Genomic DNA, 23356 nt, shown 5'->3' with positions numbered 1-23356 from the left:
GAACCTCCGACAAGTGGCCGGCCACATGAACGGAACGCCGATGCGGCCAGGGTCGAGTGTCGGCCCCTTCGTAGGTATGTGGCCGACCACTTAATAATGCCACTTATGTGGCCAGCCACGCAAATGCTCGGGTCGCGGCCTGCCGCGCCGCCCGGTCCAAATCGGCGACCAGCAGGCGCCGCCACCACTGTTGCTTAAAAGGATTAGGTATATTCATAACGTCTGTAGGCAAAGGAGAGGGAACGCCATGGCCTCGCACCGGCAACCGATCACCACACCCGTCACCGCGGACCTGCTGCGCGGCGCCCTCGACGTGGAACGCACGGCGCACGGCCTGCTGCCGCACCGGCTGCCCGCCCGGGCTCGGCGGCAGATCCCCGACGAGCAGCTGGCCGTGGCCGAGGCCCAGCCGTCCGGCGTGCGGCTGGCGTTCCGCACCCGGGCCACGGTCATCGAGCTGGACACGCTGCCCACCAAGCGGGCCTACCGAGGGTTTCCGGCGCCGGCGGACGGCGTGTACGACCTGCTGGTCGACGGCCGGCTGACCGCCCAGGCCACGGTGGCGGGCGGCAGAGTCCGCACGGCCGACCTGACCACCGGCTCCGCCGACCTGCGCGAAGGGCCCCCCGGCACCGCCCGGTTCGCCGATCTGCCCGCAGGTGACAAGGACGTCGAGATCTGGCTCCCGCACAACGAGGTCACCGAGCTGATCGCCCTGCGTACCGACGCCCCGGTCAAGCCCGCGCCGGCCGGCGGGCGCCGGGTGTGGCTGCACCACGGCAGCTCCATCAGCCACGGCTCGAACGCCACCCACCCGACCGCCGTCTGGCCGGCCCTGGCCGCGGCGCGGGGCGGGGCTGAGCTGGTGAACCTGGGCTTCGGCGGCAGCGCGCTGCTCGACCCGTTCACCGCCCGCGCGATGCGCGACACCCCCGCCGACCTGATCAGCGTCAAGATCGGCATCAACGTCGTCAACGCCGACGTGATGCGCCTGCGCGCCTTCACCCCCGCCGTGCACGGCTTCCTCGACACGATCCGCGAGGGGCATCCGGCCACGCCGCTGCTGGTCGTCTCCCCCATCCTGTGCCCGGTCCAGGAGGACACCCCCGGCCCTCTCGTGCCCGACTTCGACGGCACGACGTTGCGGTTCAAGGCCACGGGTGACCCGGCCGAACGCACCGCCGGGCGCCTGACGCTCACCGTCATCCGCGACGTGCTCGCCCGGATCGTCGCACAGCGGTCGGCCGACGACCCGAACCTGCACTACCTCGACGGCCGCGACCTGTACGGCGAGAAGGACTACGCCGAGCTGCCGCTGCCCGACGAGGTCCACCCCGACCCCGCGGGCCACCGCCGCATCGGCGAGAACTTCGCCCGCCTCGCCTTCGGACCCGGCGGCCCCTTCTCTGTCGACGGTGACCGGACGCGTCAGTCCGGCACCTCGCGGCCCGCCACCCACTGAAACGTCGAGGAGGGGCCGGTCCAGGAGAAGCACGCTGTACGCCCGGGCCCCGGACGCCGCCCGGCCCGCTCCGCCGGGCCGGCCCCCGCGCTCGCCTACGACTGCGGCGCCCTGGTGCCCACCACGAGGTTCATCCGGTCTCCTGGTTCAGCGTCCGCTCATGCGTCACGCGGTGCTGCCGGGCCGGCACCCCGAGTGTCGGGTTGGCGACGCTCCACGCGGCGCCCTTGCAGACCAGTTCCTTGTAGGCGGCGGCCGGCCGGCCGCGCAGGACCACCTGCTTGGCGCGGTCGTCGGCTGTGACGTACTGGATCAGGCCCTCCTTGCGGCCCAGGGAGATGCACTGGTTGGCGTAGCCGATCGTCTTGTCCGGGACCTTCCGGCCGGTCAGGCGCGCCGCGATGACGTCGGCGGCCAGCCAGGCGGCCGGGACTCCCGAGGCGCACGACATCCGTAGCGGCTTGTCTCCGGCGCCCATCGCCAGGGCCGCGTCGCCGACGGCGTACACATCGGGGTGTGAAACCGAGCGCATGGTCCGGTCGACCACGATCTGGCCGGTGCCGGAGACCTCCAGGAAGGTCGCCTTCGCGATCGGGTGGACCGCGAAACCGGCGGTCCACACGGTGACCGCGGCGGGGATGACCCCGCCGTCGGCGGTGGTGACGCGGTCGGCTTCGACCCCGGTGACGGCGGTGTGCTCGTACACGGTGATGCCGAGCTTGCCGAAGACCTTCCGTACATGCTCGCGGCCCCTGGGTGAGAGCCAGTCGCCGAGGCTGCCGCCGGCGGCGAGGGCGACGTCGAGGTCCGGGCGGGCCTCGGCGATCTCGGTCGAGGCCTCCACGCCGGTGAGCCCGCCGCCGACCACCACCACGGTCTGCCCGGCATCGAGGCTCGCCAGGCGCTCGCGCAGCCGGAGTGCTCCGGCACGGCCGGAGATCTGGTGGGCGTGCTCGGCGGTCCCGGGCACGGCCTGGCTGTTCCAGTCGCTGCCGAGGGCGTACACGAGGGTGTCGTACTCCAGCTCTTCCGCGCCGTTCGCGCCGCTGATGGCGACGGTCTTGCGGTCGACGTCGACGCCGGTGACCTTCGCGATCCTCAGTGCGACGCCGGTGCCGGCGTAGATCTCGCTGAGTGGCCGGGGCCTGAGGTCCTGGCCGGTCGCCAGCTGGTGGTTGCGGATGCGTTCGACGAAATCAGGCTCGGCGTTGACGAGGGTGATGGTGACATCCTCGCGGCGCAGCCGCTTGGCGAGGCGGCCGGCGGCGCCGGCTCCGGTGTATCCGGCTCCGAGAACGATGATGCGGTGCTGCATTTCGGGCTCCTGTCCGGTGCGGGTTTGTCACTTGAACCGGATGGCCCGCGGTTTCCTGACAGGAGCGCCATGTGAGACAGGTCACATGACGAGCAGGGGCTCCCCATGGCTCAGCGCCGCCCATTGCTCGGTCGCGCGTTGGAGCTTGTCGGGGTTCGCCTGGGTACGGCAGGCGGTGATGCCCTCGGGGGTGACCTCCAGGCACATGATGGCGACGACCCGGCCCGCCACGACGGCCACGACGGCGGGTTCGCCGTTGGCGGTCCAGGCGTACACCTCGGGCGAGCCGCCGACGACGGCGCGCTTGGCCTCGGCGGGCTTGAACATGCCCCACAGGAACTTCGCGACCGCGACGGCTCCCTCGAACGCCTTGGTGCGTGCCGGAACCTTCCCTCCGCCGTCGCCGATGGAGACGGCGTCCTTGGTGAGCAGGCGTACGAGCTCGTCGGTCCGGCCACTGGTGGCGGCGGCGAGGAACTCCTCGACGATCCGCCGGGCGGCGGCATCGTCGATCTCGGCGCGGGCTTTGCCGTAGGCGACATGCTTCTTGGCGCGGTGAAAGATCTGCTGGCTGGCCGCCTCGGTGATGGCGAGGATCTCGGCGATCTCCCGGTGCGGGTAGTCGAACGCCTCCCGCAGCACGTACACGGCCCGTTCGTTGGGGGACAGGCGCTCCATGAGGGTGAGCACCGCGTACGAGACCGATTCGCGCTGCTCGGCGGTGTCGGCCGGGCCGAGCATCGGGTCGCCGGCGAGCAGCGGCTCGGGAAGCCATCGGCCCACGTAGGTCTCGCGGCGCGCCCGCGCGGAGGTGAGCTGGTTGAGGCACAGGTTGGTGAGCACCTTCGTCAGCCAGGCCTCGGGGACCTCGACGCGGTCGACGTCGGCGGCCTGCCAGCGCAGGAACGTCTCCTGCACGACGTCCTGCGCCTCGTCCGCGGAGCCGAGGAGCCGGTAGGCGATGGCCTCCAGACGGGGCCTCGACAGCTCGAACCGGTCGACGTCGTCCACCGTCAAAGGCATGACTCGATCGTAGCCGGGCTTCATGGCGTGGGCATGGAATCGGGCGCTCGATGGATGTGCCGAGGGCTCGATCGTCGTGGGCCGGTTACGCGGACGTCAGGACCCGCGTCAGAGCGTGCAGAAGTTCCCTGCCGGCGGCCACAACGGGGTCCATCAGCGATGTGGTCCGCGCCCTCGCGCCGGCAAGGACGTACGGGACGAGTGGTCCATGGAAGCTCCCGAGGGGCGGAGGTGCATACCGTATGCCAGTTAAGAGGCACTTTTATCGGCGGTCAAGCAGAAGATCGCCGGGCTCCGTCGTATCGGTCGCCGCCCGGTTGGGCCGCCGGCGCACCCCGGGCATGACTCAGCGGGCGCCCGCGGCGCCGTGACCCTTTAGCCAGATATAAGCGGAAGTACGGGGGATTTCAACGTAACTTCTTGACATTGCGCCAAAAAAGGCGCGTACTTCCATCGAAAACCACCCTCACCGCACCCCCACAGCATCAGTGATCACGATGCGACGCCCAGTCGTCCGCGCCGGCCCACCGCCGGCACCCGAGCAGCTGCACCTCGCCCTCACGCAAGTGAGGCGCCGTCACCGATTGGGGAACCATGACCGAGGTAGGCAGAGGCATGGCGAAAAGCCTGTTCTCCCGGCGTGCCTTCACCGCATCCGCGGCGTTCGCCGCGTTCGCACCATTAGTCGTATCGAGCCAGAGCGAGGCGGCGGTCGACAAACCCGCCGACAAGCCGGGCAAAGGCGGCAAGGACCCCGTCGTCCGCCGGATGACCCTCTACGCCGAGCAACTGCCGGACGGCCAGCTGGGCTACGGCCTGGAGCCCGGCAAGGCCACGATCCCCGGGCCCCTGATCGAGATGGTCGAGGGCGAGACGCTCGAGATCGAGATGGTGAACAACCTGAGCGTGGCGGCCAGCCTGCACGTGCACGGGGTGGACTACGACCAGGCCAGCGACGGCACGCGGCTGACCAACAGCTTGGTGGAGCCCGGCGGGCGGCGTACGTACGTCTGGCGCACGCACGCGCCGGGCCGGCGCCCCGGCGGGAGCATCGAGCCGGGCAGCGCGGGCTACTGGCACTACCACGACCACGTCGTGGGCACCGACCACGGCACGGGCGGCATCCGGCAGGGGTTGTACGGGCCGCTCATCGTCCGCCGCAAGGGCGACACCCTGCCGGACAAGACGTTCACCGTGGTCTTCAACGACATGATGATCAACAACCGTGCCGGCCACGAGGCGCCCGAGTTCGTGGCGAAGGTCGGCGAGCGGGTCGAGTGGATCGTGATCACGCACGGCGATTTCTACCACACGTTCCACATCCACGGGCACCGCTGGGCCGACAACCGCACCGGCCTGCTGGAGCACCCGCAGGACCAGAGCCGGATCATCGACACCAAGATCACCGGACCGGCCGAGTCGTTCGGCTTCCAGGTGATCGCCGGCGAGCGCGTCGGCCCTGGGGCCTGGATGTACCACTGCCACGTCCAGAGCCACTCCGACATGGGCATGGCCGGGATCTTCATGGTGACCGACGAGAACGGCAACGTCCCGGACCACTCGGGCGGCGGCCACTCCGGCCACGCGGGCCACTGACGCGCCCCGGCAGGACCCGGCGGCGAGAACACTCCCCCGCTGCGACCGACCCCTCAGCCCTTCCCAGCAGGTCCCGAATCACCCTCACCGCGAAGGAGCGAACGATGGCCGGAAAAGGCCTCTTACCGCCCCGACCACCCGCCTGGCGCCGCGCGCTGATCACGATGTCGAGCGCCGTGCTGCTGCTGGGGCTGGCCACCCCGGCGGCCGTACCGGCCCTGGCACAGGAACAGGCACAGGAACAGGCACAGGAACAGGCACAGGCGCAGGTCGCGCCGCCGAAGCCGCCCGGGAAAGACTCTGTCAGCGTGCTCGTCTTCCACGGCCCGGCCGACAAGCAGGACGACCCGGTCGAGCAGGCCGCGGCGGCGATCAAGGAGCTGGGCCAGAAGAACGGCTTCTCCGTCGACGTTTCGCAGGACCCGGCCGTCTTCACCGCCGACAATCTGGCGCGCTACCGCGGCGTGGTGTTCCTGTCCGCCGAGGGCGCGCCGCTGAACGACGGCCAGCTGGCCGCCTTCCAGGCCTACATCAGGAACGGCGGCGGCTTCGTCGGCGTCCACGACGCCGCGCGCGCCCAGGCGGACTCCGCCTGGTTCACCGAGCTGGTCGGCAGCCGCCCCGCCGGCAGCCTGCCCCCGCCGGAGAAGGTGGTGGAGAGCTCGGCCAGCGGCGACAACCCGCCGAACGAGACCAAGGACAAGCTGTTCGACGGGAGCAACGACAGCAAGTGGCTGGCCAGGACGCCGACCGGATGGGTGCAGTTCAGGCTCGAGGAGCCGGTCGCGGTGGCCCACTACGCGCTGACATCGGCCAACGACTTCCCCGGCCGCGACCCGAAGGACTGGACCCTGCAGGGCTCGCAGAACGGGACGAACTGGACCGACCTCGACCGGCGGACCGGGGAGAGCTTCCCACAGCGGTTCCAGACCAAGGAATACACGTTCGAGAACACCACGGCGTACCAGCACTACCGGCTCAACATCACCGCGAACAGCGGCGAGCCCCTGATCCAGCTCGCCGAGCTGCGGCTGTTCGGCCCCACCGCCGGAGAACCGCCGGAGAGCAAGCCGCAGGAGGCGGTCGTCGACCTCGTCGACCGGCAGCACCCGGCGAACAAGGGCCTGCCGTTCACCGTGAAGCGCACCGACACGTGGATGAACTGGAGCCCGAACCCGCTGGGCAAGGTCCACACGGTGGCGCAGGTCGGCGAGCACACCTATGACGCGGGCCTGAACGGCAACGGCGCGTTCCACCCGATCTCCTGGTGCCGTGACTACGACGGCGGCCGGTCGTTCTACACCGGCATGGGCGGCACGCGGGCGAGTTACACCGGCGACGAGCACTTCCGCAGCCACCTCGGCGGCGCCATCAAGTGGGCGGCCGGGCTCGTCCGCGGCGACTGCCAGGCGACCATCGCCGCGAACTACACCATCGAGCGGCTGACCGCGCAGAACAAGCAGGGCCAGCTCGACCAGATCGGCGAGCCGCACGGCCTGACCGTCGCGCCGGACGGCAAGGTCTTCTACATCGGCAAGGCGGCCTGCGCCACCGGCCCGATCGCCGACTGGAACGACCCCAAGGTCGGCCTCGGCTGCGGCACCATCCACCAGTGGGATCCGAAGACCAAGCAGGTCAAGCTGCTGACCACGCTGCCCGTCATGGGCAACCGAGGCAGCGGCGACGAGCTGGTCAAGAACGAGGAGGGCCTGGTCGGCATCACGCTCGACCCGAAGTTCGCGGAGAACGGCTGGGTCTACGCCTACTGGATGCCGCACGAGTCGATCGACAGGGACCGGCGGATCGGCAAGCGCACGGTCTCCCGGTTCACCTATGACGCCGCCGCCCAGACGATCGACCAGAGCACCCGCAAGGACCTGCTGCAGTGGGACACCCAGATCCACAGCTGCTGCCACGCGGGCGGAGGCATGACGTTCGACGAGGACGGCAACCTCTACATCGGCACCGGTGACAGCAACTCCTCGGGCGGCTCCGGCGGTTACTCCGGCAACAACTGGACCGCGGACTACAAGGGCGTGTCGTTCCAGGACGCCCGGCGCACCTCGGGCAACACCAACGACCTCAACGGCAAGATCCTGCGGATCCACCCGGAGCCCGACGGCACGTACACGATCCCCAAGGGCAACCTGTTCACCGGCGAGGAGGAGGGCGGCGGCAAGACCCGCCCGGAGATCTGGGTGATGGGCGTGCGCAACATCGCCCGCCTCGCCTGGGACAACGTGAACAACTGGATCACCGCCGGCTGGGTCGGCCCGGACGCCGGCGCCCCGAGCGAGACGTGGGGCCCGGCCAAGTACGAGACGGCGACGATCCTCACCTCCGCCGGCAACCAGGGCTGGCCGTACTGCATGGGCGACAAGCAGCCCTACCGCGACCGCAGCAACACCGACGCCACCCAGCCCGCCGAGTGGTACGACTGCGACAACCTGAAGAACACCTCGCCGCGCAACACCGGCCTGGTGGACATCCCGCCGGCGCGCGCCAACATGATCTGGTACTCGCCGCAGGGCGGCGGCCCCGTCTACCCGAAGCGGGACGACGACAGCGGCCTGCCCACGTACAAGCTGGGCGACGAGACCTTCACCATCCCCTACCTCAAGGGTGGCGGCCAGGCCGTCATGTCGGGGCCGACGTACCACCGCTCCGAGGTCGACACCGACAGCGGTGTGGCGTGGCCGGCGTACTGGGACGGCAAGTGGTTCATCGGTGACCAGTCCAACGCCAACAACCGCGTCGCCGTGACCGTCGACCCGAAGAAGGTCCCTGAGGCGGGCGCGCCCGTCTTCGGCGAGGACCTGCGCCACATCATCCAGACCGGCGGCGGCACCACCCAGCTCCAGTCGTGGATGGACGCCAAGTTCGGCCCGGACGGCGCGCTGTACATGCTCGACTACGCGGGCGGCTTCTTCAGCCTGCACCCCAACCAGAAGCTGATCCGCGTCGCCTACAAGGGCGGTCCGGCGACGCCGGACCCGAGTTACGCGGTGGCGCGCCCGGTGCGGCAGAGCGACCCCAGGACGGTGGCGTTCTCCAGCACGAAGGCCGGCGGCGTGTCGTGGGAGTGGGACTTCGGCGACGGCGGCAAGCCGTCGAAGGAGGCGAACCCGACGCACACCTACAAGGACTTCGGCACCTACAAGGCGACGCTGAAGGTCACCTACGCCGACGGCGAGTCGGCCACCGGCACCATCGACGTCAAGGTGGACTGCACCGCGCCGGACGCCCGGCCGACGGTCCGGCTGCTCGACACCGACACCGGCGTGCCCAACCGGGTGGCCGCGGGCGCCTGCACGCTCAACGACCTGATCGACGACGAGCGCCAGTGGAAGAACCACGGCGAGTTCGTGAGCCACCTGAACGACGTGGTGAACGACGCCCGCAAGGACGGCGTCATCGACAACCGCGAGGCGTCCACGCTGAAGAAGGCCGCCGCCCAGTCGCAGATCGGCAAGACCAACGGGTACGAGACGATCTTCGACGGGACGGCCCGGTCGCTGCAGGGCTGGACCCAGGCTCCGTCCGGGCAGTTCACCCTGCAGCCGGACGGCTCGATCCGCTCCTCAGGCGGTCTCGGCATGCTGTGGTACTCGGAGAAGGCGTACGCCGACTTCTCGCTGAGGCTGCAGTTCCGTGACATCGCGCCGGGCACGGGCCGCGCCAACACCGGCGTCTTCGTCCGCTTCCCCGACCTGAGGACGCCGCTCGACCAGCGTCCTTCGGGAAGCTGCGGAACGGTGGGCTCGGCCCGCACGTCGCCCGCCTGGGTCGCGATCTACTGCGGTCACGAGATCCAGATCTACGACGGCGACACGGGCGAGCCGCAGAAGACCGGCTCCGTCTACAACTTCTCCACCAACGGCCTGGACAAGGCGGGGGTCACCCCGAAGGGCCAGTGGAACGACTACGAGATCCGGGTGGTCGGCCAGCACTACACGATCATCCGCAACGGCAAGGTGATCAACGAGTTCGACAACACGCCGGGCAAGCAGTCGTCCCGCGCCGGCGACCCGCCCACGGACCTGCGCCAGTTCATCAGCGGGTTCGTCGGGTTGCAGAACCACGGCAACAACGACCTGACCGAATTCCGCAACATCCGGGTGCGCGAGCTCTAGGCCGGTCCACCGGCCGGGCGCCGGGCCGGGGGCGTTCCGCCCCTGGCCCGGTGCCCCACCCCAGCCGGAGCGTGCCCTTCGCCGGCACGCGCGCAGACTTTGAGAGGTGCATCGTCCATGCATGTCCCCTTGATCAGTGCCTTACGGCGGGCGCTCAGAGCGGCCGCCACGGCACCGGGCCTGGCCGTGCTGCTGCTGGCCGCCGGGCTCCCGGCGCTCTTCCTGTCGTCGGGCCAGGCCGCCGCGCAGCCCCGCCTGCAACTGACCGCCTCGGCGGACCAGGTGCTCACCTGGACCGCCGACGACAGCATGACCGCGTACAAGTCGGCGCCGACAGAGGCGACGGCGGGTCCTACCACCATCGTCTTCGAGAACAGCGTGGCGACCGGCAACGTCACCGGCATGACCCACACCCTGACCTTCGACGTCTCCACCCCGGGCTACAACCACGACGTCAGGGTCAACATCCTCGCCAGCCCCATCGACGCGAACGGCGGCCGGCACGAGGCGCAGGTGAACCTCACGCCGGGCAAGTACCGCTTCTTCTGCGCGATCCCCGGTCACGGCCAGATGGTCGGCGAGCTGGTGGTCACCGAAGGCGGCGGCTCGGACACGACCGCGCCGCAGGTGTCGGCGCAGGTGGCGGGCGACCAGGACGAGGACGGCAACTACGTCGGCTCCGCGACCGTGACCGTCTCCGCGAGCGACACCGAGTCCGGGGTCGAGACGGTCGAATACGCCCTCGACGACGCGGCGTTCGCGCCCTACACCGCGCCGGTGACGGTCAACGAGATCGGCGCGCACACCGTGCGCTACCGGGCCACCGACACGGCCGGCAACACCTCGGAGGTCGGCTCGGTGGCGTTCACCGTGGTGGCCCCGCAGGAGGAGGACACCACTCCCCCGCAGGTGACGGCGGAGGTCGGGGGTGACCGGGACGACGACGGCAACTACGTCGGCTCCGCGACGGTCACCATCACCGCGAACGACGCCCAGTCCGGGGTCGACACGGTGGAGTACTCGCTGGACGGCCAGCCGTACGCGGTCTACACGCAGCCGCTCACGGTCGGCCAGCCCGGCGCGCACGTCGTGACCTACCGGGCCACCGACAAGGCGGGCAACACCTCCGACGCGGGCACGACGGAGTTCACCGTGGTGGCCGAGCAGGAGGAGGACACCACTCCCCCGCAGGTGACCGCGCAGGTGGCGGGCGACCAGAACGAGAACGGCGAGTACGTCGGCTCCGCGACGGTCACCGTCACCGCTGACGACACCGAGTCCGGGGTCGACACGGTGGAGTACTCGCTCGACAACGCGGCGTTCGCGGCCTACACGGCGCCGGTGACGGTCAACCGGGCGGGGGCGCACACCGTGCGCTACCGGGCCACCGACGAGGCGGGCAACACCTCGGAGGTCGGCTCGGTGACGTTCACCGTCGCGGCTCCCCAGGGCGGGGACACCACCCCGCCGCAGGTGACGGCGGGCATCACCGGCAGCATGGACTGGGCGTGGAACTACGTGGGCTCCGCGACGGTGACGATCACGGCGAACGACACCGAGTCCGGGGTGGACAAGGTGGAGTACTCGCTGGACGGCCAGCCGTACGCGGTCTACACGAAGGCGCTGGCGGTCTCCCAGCCGGGAGCGCACACGGTGACCTACCGGGCCACCGACAAGGCCGGGAACACCTCCGCGGTGGGCACGGCCACCTTCATGCTCGTCAAGGCGGCGTCCGGCGGGGACGACAACCCGCCGGGCGAGCAATGCCCGAAGCCGGGCAAGGGCAACGGCAACGGCAACGGCAACGGCAACGGCAAGGATTGCAAGAAGCCCTGATCTGATCGGCCGGGCGGCCTGTCTCCTTTGCGAGAGAGGCCGCCCGTGCGTCATCGCTCGCCGGTGGGTCGCGTCTGGCGGACCCCGTGCCGCCAGACGTCCACGATCGAGCGCGTCGCGGCGATGTCCTGGAGCGGGTCGCCGTCGACGAGCACGAGGCTGGCCGGCAGCCCGGGGGCGATGCGGCCGCGGCCGGGCAGCCCGTGGTGCCGGGCGGGCAGGCTGGTCGCGGCGGCGACGAGCCGACGCGGTCGTCCGGGGACAGCTCCAGGGCGCCGGATCCGCCGGTGATCGCCTCGATCCAGGAGTTGAGGCACAGGTTCGTGACGACGGTGGTGAGCCACGCGCCGGGGACGGCGACCCGCGTGCCGCGCTGCCAGCCGATGTAGGCCTCCTGGACGACGTCCTCGGCCTCGCCCGCGACCCCGAGCAGCCGGTACGCCAGGCCCAGCAGCCGGGGACGGTCCGCCAGGAAGACCTCCGGGGAGTTCCTCGCCCGGTCAGCGCGGCCCGGCCGCTCGGAGGAGACGGACCGGCAGGTAGGGGGAGACGACCTGGACGTCCCAGCCGCGGCGGCGCGCGTGGCAGGCCAGGGCCAGGACGTCGAGGTTGATCGCGGCCTCGGAGTCGTCCGCGCGGTCGGCGACCCCGTAGTGGTCGCGGTGGGCGTCGAGGGCGTCGAGCAGTGCCAGGTTGAAGCTCTCCTGGTCGCCCTCGACCAGCTGCGCGAGCAGCACGGCGGGCGGCGGGCGGAATCCCCAGGTCCTGGCCTTGTCGCAGTCGTGCAGGGCCTGGTCGGTGGCGGGTTCGGGGTCGGTGCCGCGCAGGTAGTCGTGCAGGGCTCTGCGGTAGGAGGCGAAGGCGGAGCCGTCCTGCCGGAGGGTGTCGGAGCCGGCCACGACGACCGGGGCCAGGTCCTCTCGGGTCCCGGTGATCAGCGCGAAATTCACGGCGGTGTGCCAGGTGCCGGGCTCGGCCGCGCGGTGGGCCGGGTAGGTGAGCGTGCGGCCGTCGATCGTCACCTCGACGCCGGCGCCGGGCTCGGCGAGCGCGACGCGGAACAACGCGGCCCCCAGCTGGGAGGCCAGGCGCAGGTTCGCCAGTTGCACGTCCGTGACGTCGTCGGACAGCCCGGCGCGGGCCACGAAGAGCAGCTCCTGATACCGCAAGGCGGTCGACAGTCCTCGCGGGTTCAGCGGCTTTCCGTCCTCCGGGGTGAACGCCTCCCTGGTGTACTCCTCGAACAACGCCTCGCTCTCCGGGTGCAGGAAGCCGGGCGGCCCCGGCCGCCGCACCACCACCGGCCCGGCGGCCAGCTCGGCGACCGCGTCAGGTCGTCTCTCCCGGCCGTACGCCCGGACCCTCGGGCCCGCGGTCGCGAAGCCGGTCACCAGCGCGCGCGGCAGGTAGCCGGTCTCGGGCGGCGGCCAGCCGTGACGGCGGTAGGCCAGGGCGGCGAGGGCCAACGGGAGGAGCGGGAGCAGGGTGCGGGGCCGGTCTGCGGGCCCGTGCAGCGCGCGGTGGCGGAGGAGCAGCTCGGCCAGAGCGGTGCGGAACGTCTCCTGGTCGCCGGCTTCCAGGGCGCGCAGCGCGTGGACCGCTGTGGCGTGCGGGAGAGTTGCGTCGGTCGCGGCGCGCGGTTCCTCCGTGTCGCCGATGACGTACGCCATCAAGCCGTCGACGAGCTCCTCCTGGGCCGTGCCGCGGGCGAAGTGGAACGCCTCCCCGTGCCGTTCGGCCGTGCCCGCCAGGACCGCCAGGCAGAACGCGTCGAGCCAGCGGTCCGCGGTGATCGGCTGCGGCGTGCCCCCGGGCTCGGGCTCGTAAGTGATGCCGAAGTCGACGTAGTCGAGGTAGACCGAGAAACCGGCGAACGGGTGGTACGCCGCGTACGCGACCGCTCCGGCGGCGGCCTCGGCGGCGTTGCCGAAGGCGGCCCTGGCCTCGGGGGTGTCGAGGTCGGGCGTCCCGGCGGAGAGCGCGCCCAGGTAGTCCAGGAACTCCTCGCAGATCAGCCACCACTCGTACGCGGTCATCGGGCCGGCTTTCGCCATCGACCTGACCATCGAGCCGATCCTGCCGGCGAACCCCTCACGGGCCGCCGCCACCGTTGCCTCGCGCACCTCGTGACGCTGTCCCCCGGAGATCACAGCACCCCACCTTAAACCGAAATATCGGGATATGGCGCTACCTGTGGGCCTTCGCCCGGCGGATGAGCGAGGCGGCCGCGGAGACCAGCGCCATGGCCGTGGCCAGCGCGAAGACCACCCCCAGGCCGTTGTGGAACGGGTGCGAGATCAGCTCCGGGAAGAACCGGCGGCCGGTGAGCACGTCGACGTGGGCCGCGGGCAGGTGGCCCAGCAGCCCCGGCCCGAGAAGGTGCCCGATGGGGTTGTAACCGAGGAACGCGGCGAACAGCACCCCCACCGGCGGCAGCCCGGCGATGGAGTGGGCGGCCTGGGCGGGCACCCCCTGCTCGGTGAGCCCGACGCTGAGGACGCCCGGCAGCGAGTCGGACAATCCGGCCACCATGAGGCAGAAGAAGACCCCCATCGACAGCACCGTGCCGGCGTTCTGGAAGGTGGAGCGCATGCCGGAGGCTGCGCCGCGGGCCTCCGCCGGGACGCTGGACATGATGATCGAGGTGTTCGGTGCGGAGAACAGGCCGCCACCGACCCCGTTCAGGAAGACCAGCACCGCGAAGGCCGGATAGCCGAAGTCGGTGGGCAGCAGCAGGAGCCCGACGAAGGAGACCGCCATCACCAGGCAGCCGGCGGCGGCGAACGGCCGGACGCCGTAACGGTCCGACAGGTGCCCGGAGACCGGCCCGGCCGCCAGGAAGCCGATCGTGAGCGGCAGCAGGTAGATGCCCGCCCACAGCGGGGTGTCGGCGTAGTCGTAGCCGTGCAGGGGCAACCAGATGCCCTGCAACCAGATGATCAGCATGAACTGCAGGCCACCGCGGGCCATGGCGGTCAGCAGGGTGGCCGCGTTCCCGCCGGCGAAGGCCGTGCTGCGGAACAGGCTCAGCCGGAACAGGGGCTCGGCCGTCCTCGTCTCGACCAGGCAGAAGACCGCCAGCATCGCGACGCCGCCGGCGAGGGCGGCCAGCACCCACGGGTTCGTCCAGCCCATGGTGTGGCCGCCGTACGGCTGGATGCCGTACGTGATGCCGGCGAGCAGGGCCGTCAGGCCCACGGCGAAGGTGATGTTGCCCCACCAGTCCATGCGCCCGGGCGCGCGCTTGCCGGTCTCGTGCAGGGAGCGGTACGCCCAGACGGTGCCCGCGACCCCGATCGGGACGTTGACCCAGAAGACCGAGCGCCAGTCCCACTCCGCGAGCACCCCGCCGAGCACCAGGCCGAGGAACGAGCCGGCGATGCCCGCCACCATGTTGACGCCCAGCGCCATGCCGCGTTGCCGGCCGGGGAACGCGTCGGTGATGATCGCGGCGGAGTTGGCCATGAGCATGGCGCCGCCGACCGCCTGCACCACCCGCCACCCGATCAGCCACAGCGCGCCGCCCTCGCCGTGGAAGGGATCCAGCGAGAGCACGACCGACGTCAGGGTGAAGATGACGAACCCGCTGTTGTAGATGCGGACCCGGCCCCACATGTCGCCCAGCCTGCCGAGCGTGACCACCAGGACGGCCGTGACGAGCATGTAGCCCATGAGCGTCCAGAGCAGATAGCCGACGTTCCCGGGCTGAAGCGGGTCGAGCCGGATGCCGGTGAAGATCGCGGGCAGCGAGATCAGCACGATGGAGCTGTTGATGGAGGCGATCAGGACCCCGAGGGTGGTGTTGGTCAGCGCCACCCACTTGTAGTGGGGGTGGTCGGCGGCGATCCAGGTGCGGCGGGCGCGTGGCGGACCGGTGTTCCGGCCTGTCGTCCGGTGGGTCACCATGTCACGGGCAGCTCGTAGACGCCGTAGATGAACCCGTCGTGCTTGAACGGGATGCGATCGAGGTCCACGGCCGGTCGCAGCGAGGGGATGCGGCGGTAGAGCGTGCCGTAGACGACCTGCAGCTCGACGCGGGCCAGCGGCTGGCCGAGACACTGGTGCACGCCGAAGCCGAACGCGACGTGGTGGCGCGCGTTGCGGTGGAGGTCGAGCCGGTCGGGGTCGGGGAAGGCGGCCGGGTCCCGGTTCCCGGCGTCGGTGGCCAGGATGACGCCCTCGCCGGCGCGGATGGTCTGCCCGCCGATCTCGATGTCCTCCAGGGCCACCCGGCGCCGTCCGGTCGCCACGATGGTCAGGTAGCGCAGGAGCTCCTCGACCGCCCCCGCGACCAGCGCCGGGTCGTCGGTCTCCCGCAGCTCGGCCAGCCGGCCGGGGTGGTGCAGCAGCGCGAGGGTGCCCAGCGCGATCATGTTGGCGGTGGTCTCGTGGCCGGCGATCAGCAGCAGCCGCCCGATGGACGCCGCCTCCCCCCGGGTCAGCTCGCCGGTGGCGACCCGCTTGACGGCCAGTTCCGAGAGCAGGTCGTCCCCGGGGCGCGCGAGCTTGTCGCCGACCAGCTCGTCGAGGTAGTCGACCAGCCGCCGCTGGGCCAGCCTGGCCTGCTCCGGAGGCGTGTCGTTCTTGACCAGGATCCGGCTCTGGGCCTGGAAGAAGTCATGGTCGGCGTACGGAACGCCGAGCAGCTCGCAGATCACCCGCGACGGCACCGGCAGCGCCAACGCCTCGACGAGGTCCACGGGGTTCGGGCCGGCCAGCATCTCGTCGATCTGGCCGGCCACGATCGCCTGGATGGCCGGGCGCAGTGCCTCCACGCGCCTGATGGAGAACGGCGCGGTGACCGTCCTGCGCAGGCGGGCGTGCTCGGGGTTGTCCATGGTGAGGAACGTCTGCGTCTGCCGCTGCAGCTCCTTCTGGGACGGGCCCTGATGCGGGTAGCGCGGGTTGCCGCTGTCGGCGCTGATGCGCCGGTCGGCCAGCAGCGCCCGCTGGTCGTCGTACCGGGTGACCAGCCAGGGGGTGCTGCCGTCCCAGATGCGTACGCGGGTGATGGGCGCGGCGGCCTGCAGCTCCCGCAGGCGCGGCGGCGGGTCGAACGGGCAGCCGGGCGCGCGCCGCATCGGGTAGTCCTCGGCCACGGGGGGCGTGGTGGTGGTTTCCGGGTTGGCGGTCATGATGCCTTGCCCCTTCTCCGGTGGTGAACGTCCTCGGTCGTGAACGTGATCGAGGCCTGGGCGCCGCAAAGCCGGCGCCGCCTTCTCCGCCGCGCTTCAGGCGCCGGCGGTCGCCTGCTGGGGCGGCGCGGGTCGGGCGCCGGCGGGAGTCTTCTGGGCCGCGGCGTTGGAGAGCAGTCGCCTGATGGCGGGGCGCGCGGCCCGCATCGCCGTGTCGAGGACCTCCTGGTCCTCCGGTGGGAGCTCCGACAGCAGCTCGGCCAGCCGGTCGCGCTGGGCCTGCCGGTGCTCCTCCAGCAACCGCCGGCCGGCGTCGGTGACGGCGACCATGACCACGCGCGCGTCCTGGGGCTCGTCCACCCTCCGCGCCAGCCGGAACTGCTCCAGCCGCTTGACCACCTGGGTCATCGACGGCTGGGCGATGCCCTCGGCGGCCGCGAGCGTCGTCAGCCGGAGCGGCCCCTGGCTGTCGAGCCTGGAGAGCGTGGACAGTGCGGTGATGTTGAGGTCTCCGTACACCGACAGGTGACGCAGCACCAGCCGTGCGACCTCTCTGAACGCGTCGGCCATGTCCGCGGCGTCAGGGCCCATGCTCTCCGGCCTTCCTGCGACATGTCAGGCTCCAGGCGGGCCGAGCCTCGACACGCCGGTCACCGTGACCACGGGTGCGGGCGTGCATAACAGCACCACGTCCTCCAGTCTCGGGTGGTGCCCTCCGGACCCTCGTCCGGGGAGACGCCTACTGCCGTCGTATCACCGGCCTATATAGGACATCTATCTAAATTAGGCAAAAACCGGATAAATGCCCCAATGCAGTGCTTCGTACGGGCAGGGCAGGGCGGTCAATCGCCGGTCAGATACCGCCATTTGGTCATACGGTGCCGGAGGTCCAGGGTGGCGGCGTTCGCGGAGAACGTGCCGTCGCCTCGGTGATGGAACTCGCCCGCGCCCCGCTTGGCGGCGTCGTACCAGGCCCGCTCACCCTGGAGGATCCACAGGCCGTGATCCTCGACGAGCCGGTCGTCGGCGACGGTGCATTCGATGTTGGCGAAGCACTCCATGACGAGAGGCGCCCGCACCACCGCACCGGGCGCCGGGGTGAAGCCGAACCGCTGCCATTTGTCGACGTCGCCGCCGGAGACGTTGCCGACGTCGACCACCCGCTCGGCCAGGTCGACGGAGGGGATCGCGATGACGCACTCCCCCGTGGCGGACAACGCCTCGTAGCTGTGGTCCCAGGGGCCGAGGACGAGCGCGATGAGGGCCCCGTGCGCCACCGGCATGTTGAAGGCGTTGGTCATCAGGTTGGCCCGCCGCCCGTCGAACGTGGACACCATGACGACCGGCCCGGGCTCGATCAGCCGATGCACGTTCTCCACCGGGTACTCCACGAAACCGCCGGCAGTGCTCATGGTTCGTTCCTTCCCACCGCCGGCGCACCGTCTCGTCATGGCCGGATCGAGGGCTGTACCGCGGCGGACGGAGGACGCGCACCTCCAGGCCGTCCGGGAGCGCCGTCATGACCGTCCGCCCCCCGCTCGTCGCCACACTGCCGCTGCCCGCCACCGCCGCACAGCCCGCGTCACGCGACGCCGTACCGGACTGCGGACGCAAAGACACGCACCGGGTCGAAGGGAAAATCAACGTCATCATGCGGCCCGGTTCGCAGGTGCGAAACGAGGGGCAGCTCATCGTGGCGGGCTACCCTGAATACGTCGCCGCCGCATGGCTTTCCCGCCGGGCCGCTGATATCAGTCGCAGTCAGATCGGATCGAAAGCCCGTGTCGAAGACAGAGCTGATTTCCCTCACCCTCGACGGTGCGCGGCCCATGGCGCGACAGCTCCCTCCCGCAGGGCAAGTCGTCGCCGTCGCACGCTGGCGCACCGTCCAGGGCCTGGGCGCAGTGCTGTTCATCAGGCACCGCCGAGACGGATCGCCGGCGTCCGAGCTGTCCATCGCCGTCCGCGACCACGCAGGACGATGGCGAAACCTGGAGCTGGATTCGGGGGCGAGCGGCTATCCGGATATATTCTCCGAGCCCGCCGGCCCGTCCGACGCCGTCTGTCTGGGAATGACCGAGACCCTCATTTCGGAGACGGATTTCCAAGGCGGCGCGACGACGACCGTACGCCTTCTTGAGATATCCGTCGGCAGTGCGATCACGTCCATCACCTGTCGAACAGGTTCCGCCGCGACCGAACAGGAGATATCGCCGCCGGGCATATGTCTCGCAGGCGTGCTGGGAGACGAAGACGCGACCGTCGAAGCGAGGTCCGGCGGCGACGTCGTGCACGTCATTCCCCTACCTGAGCCCACCGTCGGATGAGCAGCGCCGGAAGAGGTCACTGGTGCGCGTCGTTCCAGTACCTGTACCAAGGGCCCCGCAGGTGGCGCGTATCACTCGGCCTGTGCTCGGGGCTCCAGACGTACCCGTAGGAGTCCCCGTCCCAGCCTTGCTCGCCTCGGTGGAAGTAGACCAGGTCGTCCTCCCGGCGGACGAACTCGAACGTGAGGCTTCCGATGCTCCGGCCCCTGAGCTCGACACCCTCCCCCAGCGTGCGGGCGACCGCCTCCATGTCCCCCGCCGAGTGAGCGAAACGCAGCCGCTCACCGCAGATCAGGGCCACGAGGACGGCTGCGACGAGCGCCGCCCCCACGTACGCGGCTCTGCGTATGGCGGGCTTTCCCCCGCGGATCGTGCCGGGCATGCGGTCATCGTCGCACGTGCCGTGACCCCGCCGACGGCCGTCTCAGTGCAAGGTGGCGAGTTGGGCGCGGTCGAAAGGTCTGAGGTCGGCGGTGCGGCCGGTCAGGATCTTGGCGGCCCAGCCGGGGTCGCCCAGCAAGGCGCGGCCGACCGCCACGAGGTCGAACTCGTCGCGCTCCATCCGGTCCAGCAGCCGGTCGATGCCGGCGACGCCGCTCGGCTCGCCCTCCACCGCCCTGGTGAACTCGTTGTCGAGCCCCACCGAACCGACGCCGATGGTGGCCTTGCCGGTGAGCTTCTTCGCCCAGCCCGCGAGGTTCAGGTCCGAGCCCGCGAACTCCGGCAGCCAGTAGCGCCGGGTGGAACAGTGGAACGCGTCCGCCCCCGCCTCGGCGATCGGCGTGAGGATCGCCTCCAGCTCCCGCGGCGACGCGGCGATCCTCGCCGTGTAGTGACCCACCTTCCATTGGGACATCCGCAGGACGATGGGGAAATCCGCCGACACGGCCGCCCGGCAGGCCGCCACGATCTCGGCGGCGAACCGCGCCCGCGACGCGGGGTCACCGCCGTAGGCGTCGGCGCGCCGGTTCGTACGCGCCCAGAGGAACTGGTCGATGAGGTAGCCGTGGGCTCCGTGCAGCTCGACGCCGTCGAAGCCGAGCGCCTCGGCCGCGGCGGCTCCTGCGGTGTAGGCGGCGATCACGTCGTCCATGTCGGCCGTCGTCATCGCCCGGCCCGGCTCCGAGTCATCCAGGGGAACGCCCGAGGGGCCGATGCGGGGTGCCCCGGGAACCGGCGGGGCGCCCGCGACCCGCGCCATGCCGACGTGCCACAGCTGCGGCATGATCAGCCCGCCGGCCCGGTGGACGGCGTCCGCCACCCGGGCCCAGCCCGCGAGCGCGTCCTCGCCGTAGAAGCGGGGAACGCGGTCACGAGTGCCCGCCGAAGGATGGCCGACGTACGCCCCCTCCGCGATGATCAGCCCGACCCCGCCCTCGGCCCTGCGGGCGTAGTACCGCGCCACGTCCGCGCCGGGCACCCCACCGGGACAGAACTCCCGGGTCATCGGCGCCATCGCGATCCGGTTGGCGACCACCCGCCCTCCCAGGAAGAACGGTCGCAGGAGCACATCTCTCGCACGCACGGCAGAACTGCTGGACATCGGCATCATCACTCTCCGCAACAAGACTGCCACGTGAGGTGACGGTGCCGGTCCACGTCTCATGGCCGGCATGGGATGACCGTGATCACCGCTCCGGGCGACCCCCTTGAGCACGGCCGTGGCGGCGTCGCCGTCGCCCGGCAGCGCCGCCCGGAAGGTGAGCGCGGCGCCAGGATCTCCGCCTCATGCGTCCTTGGTCCCCGCGGCAGGCGGCTGCCAGGGCCAGCGGCCCTCCAGCTCCACCTCCAGGGAGAAGCTGAGAAACGTCCGCACGAGGACGATCACCGCGAGGACGCCGACGCTCGCGAACGTCGGAGAGATCGCCACCGTCCGGATGATGTCCGCGGCGACGAGGAACTCGAGCCCCAGCAGGATCGCCCGCCCGAGCCCCTTGCGGTACCTCTGGTAGGCGTCGTGAGCGGGACGCCGCAGCAGCAGCCGGTAGCCGAACCGGCAGGTCGCCACCAGCGCCCCCACCACGATGGCGGCGACGCCGGCCATGTCGACCGCCTGGCCGGCCATCTCGATGACGGGCTTCAGATCCATCGTCAGTCCTCTGGCCGGTGCTCCCCCGGTTGCCTTGCTCGCGAGCGAGCCGCGCGCCGGGGTTCCACGGTGTACCGCCGATGGGTCAGCTGATCGCGTCGAGGAGGCGCCGGCAGTCGCTCGCGCAGCCTCGGCACGCCTGGGCGCACAGCCGGCAGTGCTCGTGCATGCCGGCGTGACGTTCGCACTCCTCCGCGCAGCTGGTGCAGGCCTGGATGCACGCCTGCAGCTGGGCGCGGGTGATGGTGGCGTCGTAACCCGTGTGGCGCGACAACACGCGGGCGGTCGCCTCGCAGATGTCGGCGCAGTCCAGGTCGGTGCGGATGCACTTGCGCAGCCGGTCGATCTCCTGCTCGCTCAGGCAGGCGTCGGCGCAGGCCGTGCACGCCTGAGCGCAGTCGAGGAGCGCCTGGACGGTGTCGGCGATCTGGCCCCGGTCGAGGTTGATGTCGGCGGGATAGGTGTCGATCATTTCGCGTACCGGCATGGCTGGACATCCCTTCTCTGCTTCCGAGCCTGCCCTACCCCCGCCGGCCGGCTGAAACGGTGAAGCGGCACGTGATCAGGCGAGCCCGTCCCGCGGGTCTGCGGGGGCGTCGCAGTCCATGGTGGCGGGGCCGGCGAGGCGCAGGGCGAGCAGCGCGACGTCGTCGGTGAAGTCGTCGCCGCGGTGCTGCAGCAGGCGATCGCACATCTCCTCGATGGGCAGATGACGCAGCTCGGCGGCGGCCCGGGCCAGGCTGGCCATGCCCTCGTCGAGGCCGTGCACGGGATCCTCGATGAGCCCGTCGGTGTACATCACCAGAATGGATCCGGCGCGGATGATCTGCTCGCAGTCCGGCCGGGACAACTCGGGAGTGACCCCGAGGGGATGGCCCCCGTCGCTCCACAGGTAGCGGACGGGGCCGTCGGGGGGAACCAGCAGCGGAGGCGGGTGCCCGGCGCTCCCCCACCACAGCCGCCACTCACCGCCGGTGTGCTTTTCCAGGCGAGCCAGCAGAACGGTGGCCATCGGTCCGCCGTGCAGGCCGTGCAGCACCTCGTCGAGCCGTTGCAGGATGCGGGAGGGCGGCCGGCACTGTTCGTAGGCGATCACCCGCAACATGTTGGAGATCTGGCTCATGACGGTGGCCGACCTCAGGTCGTGGCCCATCACGTCGCCGACCATCAGGCAGGGCACGCCGTCGGGCAGCATGATCGCGTCGTACCAGTCGCCGCCGATCTGCGGGACGGTGCCGGAGGGGCGGTAACGCGCGCATGCCTGCAGGCCACGCAGATCGGGCAGCTTGGGGAGCAGGCTTCGCTGGAAGTCCTCGGTGCTGCGCCTGATCCGCTCGTACAGGCGGGCGTTCTCGATGGCGACGCCGGCCGCGCTCGCCAGCGCCGCGATGATCCGCTCGTCGTCGTCGGTGAACGGCCCGCCGGAGCGTTTGTCGGCGACGTACAGGTTGCCGTAGACGGTGCCGCGGACCAGGATCGGCGTCCCGATCAGGGCGTGCATCACCGGGTGCCCGGGTGGGAACTCACGGAAGCTCGGATGGGCCTGCACGTTCTCCACGCGCAGCGGCCGGGGGTACTCCACCAGCTCCGCCAGCAGTCCATGGGCGGTCGGCAACCGGCCGACAGCGTCGTACACCTCTTGCGAGACGCCGCACGTGAACAGGTCGGAGAACTGGCCCTCCTCGCTCAGCACGCCGAGGGCGCCGTACCGGGCGTCCACCAGGTCGGCGGAGACCTCCACGATGGTGCGCAGCGCCGCGTTCAGCTCCAGCTCGGAACTGATCGCCAGCACGGCCTCCAGCAGGCGCGCCATCCGGTCGTGCAGGTGCTGGATCTGCCTCAGCCCTTCCTGCATCCGCTGCAGATCCTCGGCACCCAACGGCTGCAGACTCCCGCCGAACGCGCCGCCGTCCCGCTCCCGCGGTCGCTGCCCGCCCACCTCACCCCCCGAGATGCCGTCGCCCCCCTCATGCCCTCGGCCGTCCTCATGACACCTGGTCCGGGCCGCGCCTCATCCCCGAAACGGGCCCGTACCCTGGGCCGCGGCTTCCCGTACGGCCGCGGCGCTCTCGCATGAGTCGAGCCGCCCGGCCTGACAGTCCTTCTCCCCCGTCGCCAGCAGCAGGGCGACGCCGAGCATGCAGATCGCGCAGGTCAGCAGCATCAGCATGCACCACACGCGGAGGGTCGAGCGGCTCTTCAGCCGGCGCCTCCTCGATCCGGCGAGCAGCGCGTCGAGTTCTGGCTCCTCCGTGGCCAGTCGGGTCTCGATCGCGGACAGCGCCTGGCGCTCCTCCGGGGAGAGGTTCATGCCCTCATGCCTCATTCCTTACTGCCCCATCGGGCGAACGCGACGACGGATGACCATTCCAGCCCGGGACGAACGCCCCCTGCACAATGCAATCGTTGCCTACTGCAACAGATATGTGATGCGCCGTGG

19 protein-coding genes and 1 pseudogene are annotated in these 23356 nt (G+C 70.8%); 5 read left to right on the top strand and 15 right to left on the bottom strand.

Going from position 1 to position 23356, the window contains the following annotated elements:
• Positions 1-247 precede the first annotated feature (247 nt).
• A complete protein-coding gene (locus ACIBP6_RS04320) occupies positions 248-1462 on the top strand; it encodes a GDSL-type esterase/lipase family protein (protein ID WP_397048620.1) in 1215 nt (404 codons plus the stop codon).
• Positions 1463-1592: 130 nt separating this feature from the next.
• Here the strand turns inward: ACIBP6_RS04320 and ACIBP6_RS04315 are convergent, their stop codons facing one another.
• Positions 1593-2777 (bottom strand): NAD(P)/FAD-dependent oxidoreductase, encoded by a 1185-nt coding sequence (locus ACIBP6_RS04315; RefSeq protein WP_397048618.1) that lies wholly within the window; start codon positions 2775-2777, stop codon positions 1593-1595.
• 81 nt (positions 2778-2858) lie between these two features.
• Positions 2859-3800, bottom strand: coding sequence for an RNA polymerase sigma factor SigJ (gene sigJ / locus ACIBP6_RS04310; protein ID WP_397048616.1), 942 nt, complete (start codon positions 3798-3800; stop codon positions 2859-2861).
• Positions 3801-4415: 615 nt separating this feature from the next.
• Here sigJ and ACIBP6_RS04305 point away from each other — a divergent pair.
• The 3 genes from ACIBP6_RS04305 to ACIBP6_RS04295 all read left to right on the top strand — a co-directional run bounded on the left by ACIBP6_RS04305 (position 4416) and on the right by ACIBP6_RS04295 (position 11365).
• The gene (locus ACIBP6_RS04305; RefSeq protein WP_397048614.1) at positions 4416-5396 is read left to right on the top strand and encodes a multicopper oxidase domain-containing protein; all 981 of its coding nucleotides are present in this window, start codon (positions 4416-4418) and stop codon (positions 5394-5396) included.
• A 104-nt stretch (positions 5397-5500) separates the two neighbouring features.
• Positions 5501-9529 (top strand): ThuA domain-containing protein, encoded by a 4029-nt coding sequence (locus ACIBP6_RS04300; protein WP_397048612.1) that lies wholly within the window; start codon positions 5501-5503, stop codon positions 9527-9529.
• A gap of 117 nt (positions 9530-9646) precedes the next feature.
• The gene (locus tag ACIBP6_RS04295; RefSeq protein ID WP_397048611.1) at positions 9647-11365 is read left to right on the top strand and encodes an OmpL47-type beta-barrel domain-containing protein; all 1719 of its coding nucleotides are present in this window, start codon (positions 9647-9649) and stop codon (positions 11363-11365) included.
• 50 nt (positions 11366-11415) lie between these two features.
• Here the strand turns inward: ACIBP6_RS04295 and ACIBP6_RS04290 are convergent, their stop codons facing one another.
• The 7 genes and pseudogenes from ACIBP6_RS04290 to ACIBP6_RS04260 form a co-directional block, all read right to left on the bottom strand.
• On the bottom strand, positions 11416-11682 hold the full coding sequence (locus ACIBP6_RS04290; protein ID WP_397048609.1) for an amidohydrolase family protein: 267 nt from the start codon (positions 11680-11682) through the stop codon (positions 11416-11418).
• A 44-nt stretch (positions 11683-11726) separates the two neighbouring features.
• Positions 11727-11798, bottom strand: a pseudogene (locus ACIBP6_RS04285) (hypothetical protein); the annotation flags it as partial.
• A 67-nt stretch (positions 11799-11865) separates the two neighbouring features.
• Positions 11866-13515 carry an immunity 49 family protein gene (locus ACIBP6_RS04280; RefSeq protein WP_397048607.1) on the bottom strand — a complete coding sequence of 550 codons (1650 nt, stop codon included), beginning with the start codon at positions 13513-13515 and terminating at the stop codon, positions 11866-11868.
• A 37-nt stretch (positions 13516-13552) separates the two neighbouring features.
• On the bottom strand, positions 13553-15271 hold the full coding sequence (locus ACIBP6_RS04275; protein ID WP_397048605.1) for an MFS transporter: 1719 nt from the start codon (positions 15269-15271) through the stop codon (positions 13553-13555).
• Positions 15265-16500 (bottom strand): cytochrome P450, encoded by a 1236-nt coding sequence (locus ACIBP6_RS04270; protein WP_397048603.1) that lies wholly within the window; start codon positions 16498-16500, stop codon positions 15265-15267. The genes ACIBP6_RS04275 and ACIBP6_RS04270 overlap by 7 nt, the downstream gene beginning before the upstream one ends.
• A gap of 96 nt (positions 16501-16596) precedes the next feature.
• A complete protein-coding gene (locus tag ACIBP6_RS04265) occupies positions 16597-17091 on the bottom strand; it encodes a MarR family winged helix-turn-helix transcriptional regulator (protein ID WP_397048601.1) in 495 nt (164 codons plus the stop codon).
• Between the two features lie 251 nt (positions 17092-17342).
• A complete protein-coding gene (locus ACIBP6_RS04260; RefSeq protein WP_397048599.1) occupies positions 17343-17912 on the bottom strand; it encodes a flavin reductase family protein in 570 nt (189 codons plus the stop codon).
• A gap of 369 nt (positions 17913-18281) precedes the next feature.
• On the opposite strand from ACIBP6_RS04260, the gene ACIBP6_RS04255 reads away from it, so the two are divergent.
• Positions 18282-18827: a hypothetical protein gene (locus ACIBP6_RS04255; protein ID WP_397048597.1), complete on the top strand. Its 546-nt coding sequence runs from the start codon at positions 18282-18284 to the stop codon at positions 18825-18827.
• Positions 18828-18843: 16 nt separating this feature from the next.
• Here ACIBP6_RS04255 and ACIBP6_RS04250 read toward each other — a convergent pair whose 3' ends face one another.
• The 6 genes from ACIBP6_RS04250 to ACIBP6_RS04225 all read right to left on the bottom strand — a co-directional run bounded on the left by ACIBP6_RS04250 (position 18844) and on the right by ACIBP6_RS04225 (position 23227).
• The gene (locus tag ACIBP6_RS04250; RefSeq protein ID WP_397048595.1) at positions 18844-19209 is read right to left on the bottom strand and encodes a hypothetical protein; all 366 of its coding nucleotides are present in this window, start codon (positions 19207-19209) and stop codon (positions 18844-18846) included.
• A gap of 42 nt (positions 19210-19251) precedes the next feature.
• On the bottom strand, positions 19252-20352 hold the full coding sequence (locus ACIBP6_RS04245) for an NADH:flavin oxidoreductase (RefSeq protein ID WP_397048593.1): 1101 nt from the start codon (positions 20350-20352) through the stop codon (positions 19252-19254).
• A gap of 201 nt (positions 20353-20553) precedes the next feature.
• Positions 20554-20916 carry a DUF1622 domain-containing protein gene (locus tag ACIBP6_RS04240; protein WP_397048591.1) on the bottom strand — a complete coding sequence of 121 codons (363 nt, stop codon included), beginning with the start codon at positions 20914-20916 and terminating at the stop codon, positions 20554-20556.
• Positions 20917-21001: 85 nt separating this feature from the next.
• Positions 21002-21403 carry a four-helix bundle copper-binding protein gene (locus ACIBP6_RS04235; RefSeq protein WP_397048589.1) on the bottom strand — a complete coding sequence of 134 codons (402 nt, stop codon included), beginning with the start codon at positions 21401-21403 and terminating at the stop codon, positions 21002-21004.
• Positions 21404-21478: 75 nt separating this feature from the next.
• Complete coding sequence (locus tag ACIBP6_RS04230) at positions 21479-22771, bottom strand: PP2C family protein-serine/threonine phosphatase (protein ID WP_397048588.1); 1293 nt, start codon at positions 22769-22771, stop codon at positions 21479-21481.
• A gap of 156 nt (positions 22772-22927) precedes the next feature.
• Positions 22928-23227: a DUF3040 domain-containing protein gene (locus tag ACIBP6_RS04225; RefSeq protein WP_397048586.1), complete on the bottom strand. Its 300-nt coding sequence runs from the start codon at positions 23225-23227 to the stop codon at positions 22928-22930.
• Positions 23228-23356 lie beyond the last annotated feature (129 nt).

Origin of the sequence: Nonomuraea terrae (genome assembly GCF_044465245.1) — a bacterium.
Taxonomy (GTDB): Bacteria; Actinomycetota; Actinomycetes; order Streptosporangiales; family Streptosporangiaceae; genus Nonomuraea; species Nonomuraea terrae.
Note: the sequence above shows the minus strand (reverse complement) of the source record. Positions and strands in the feature narration are given on the sequence as shown.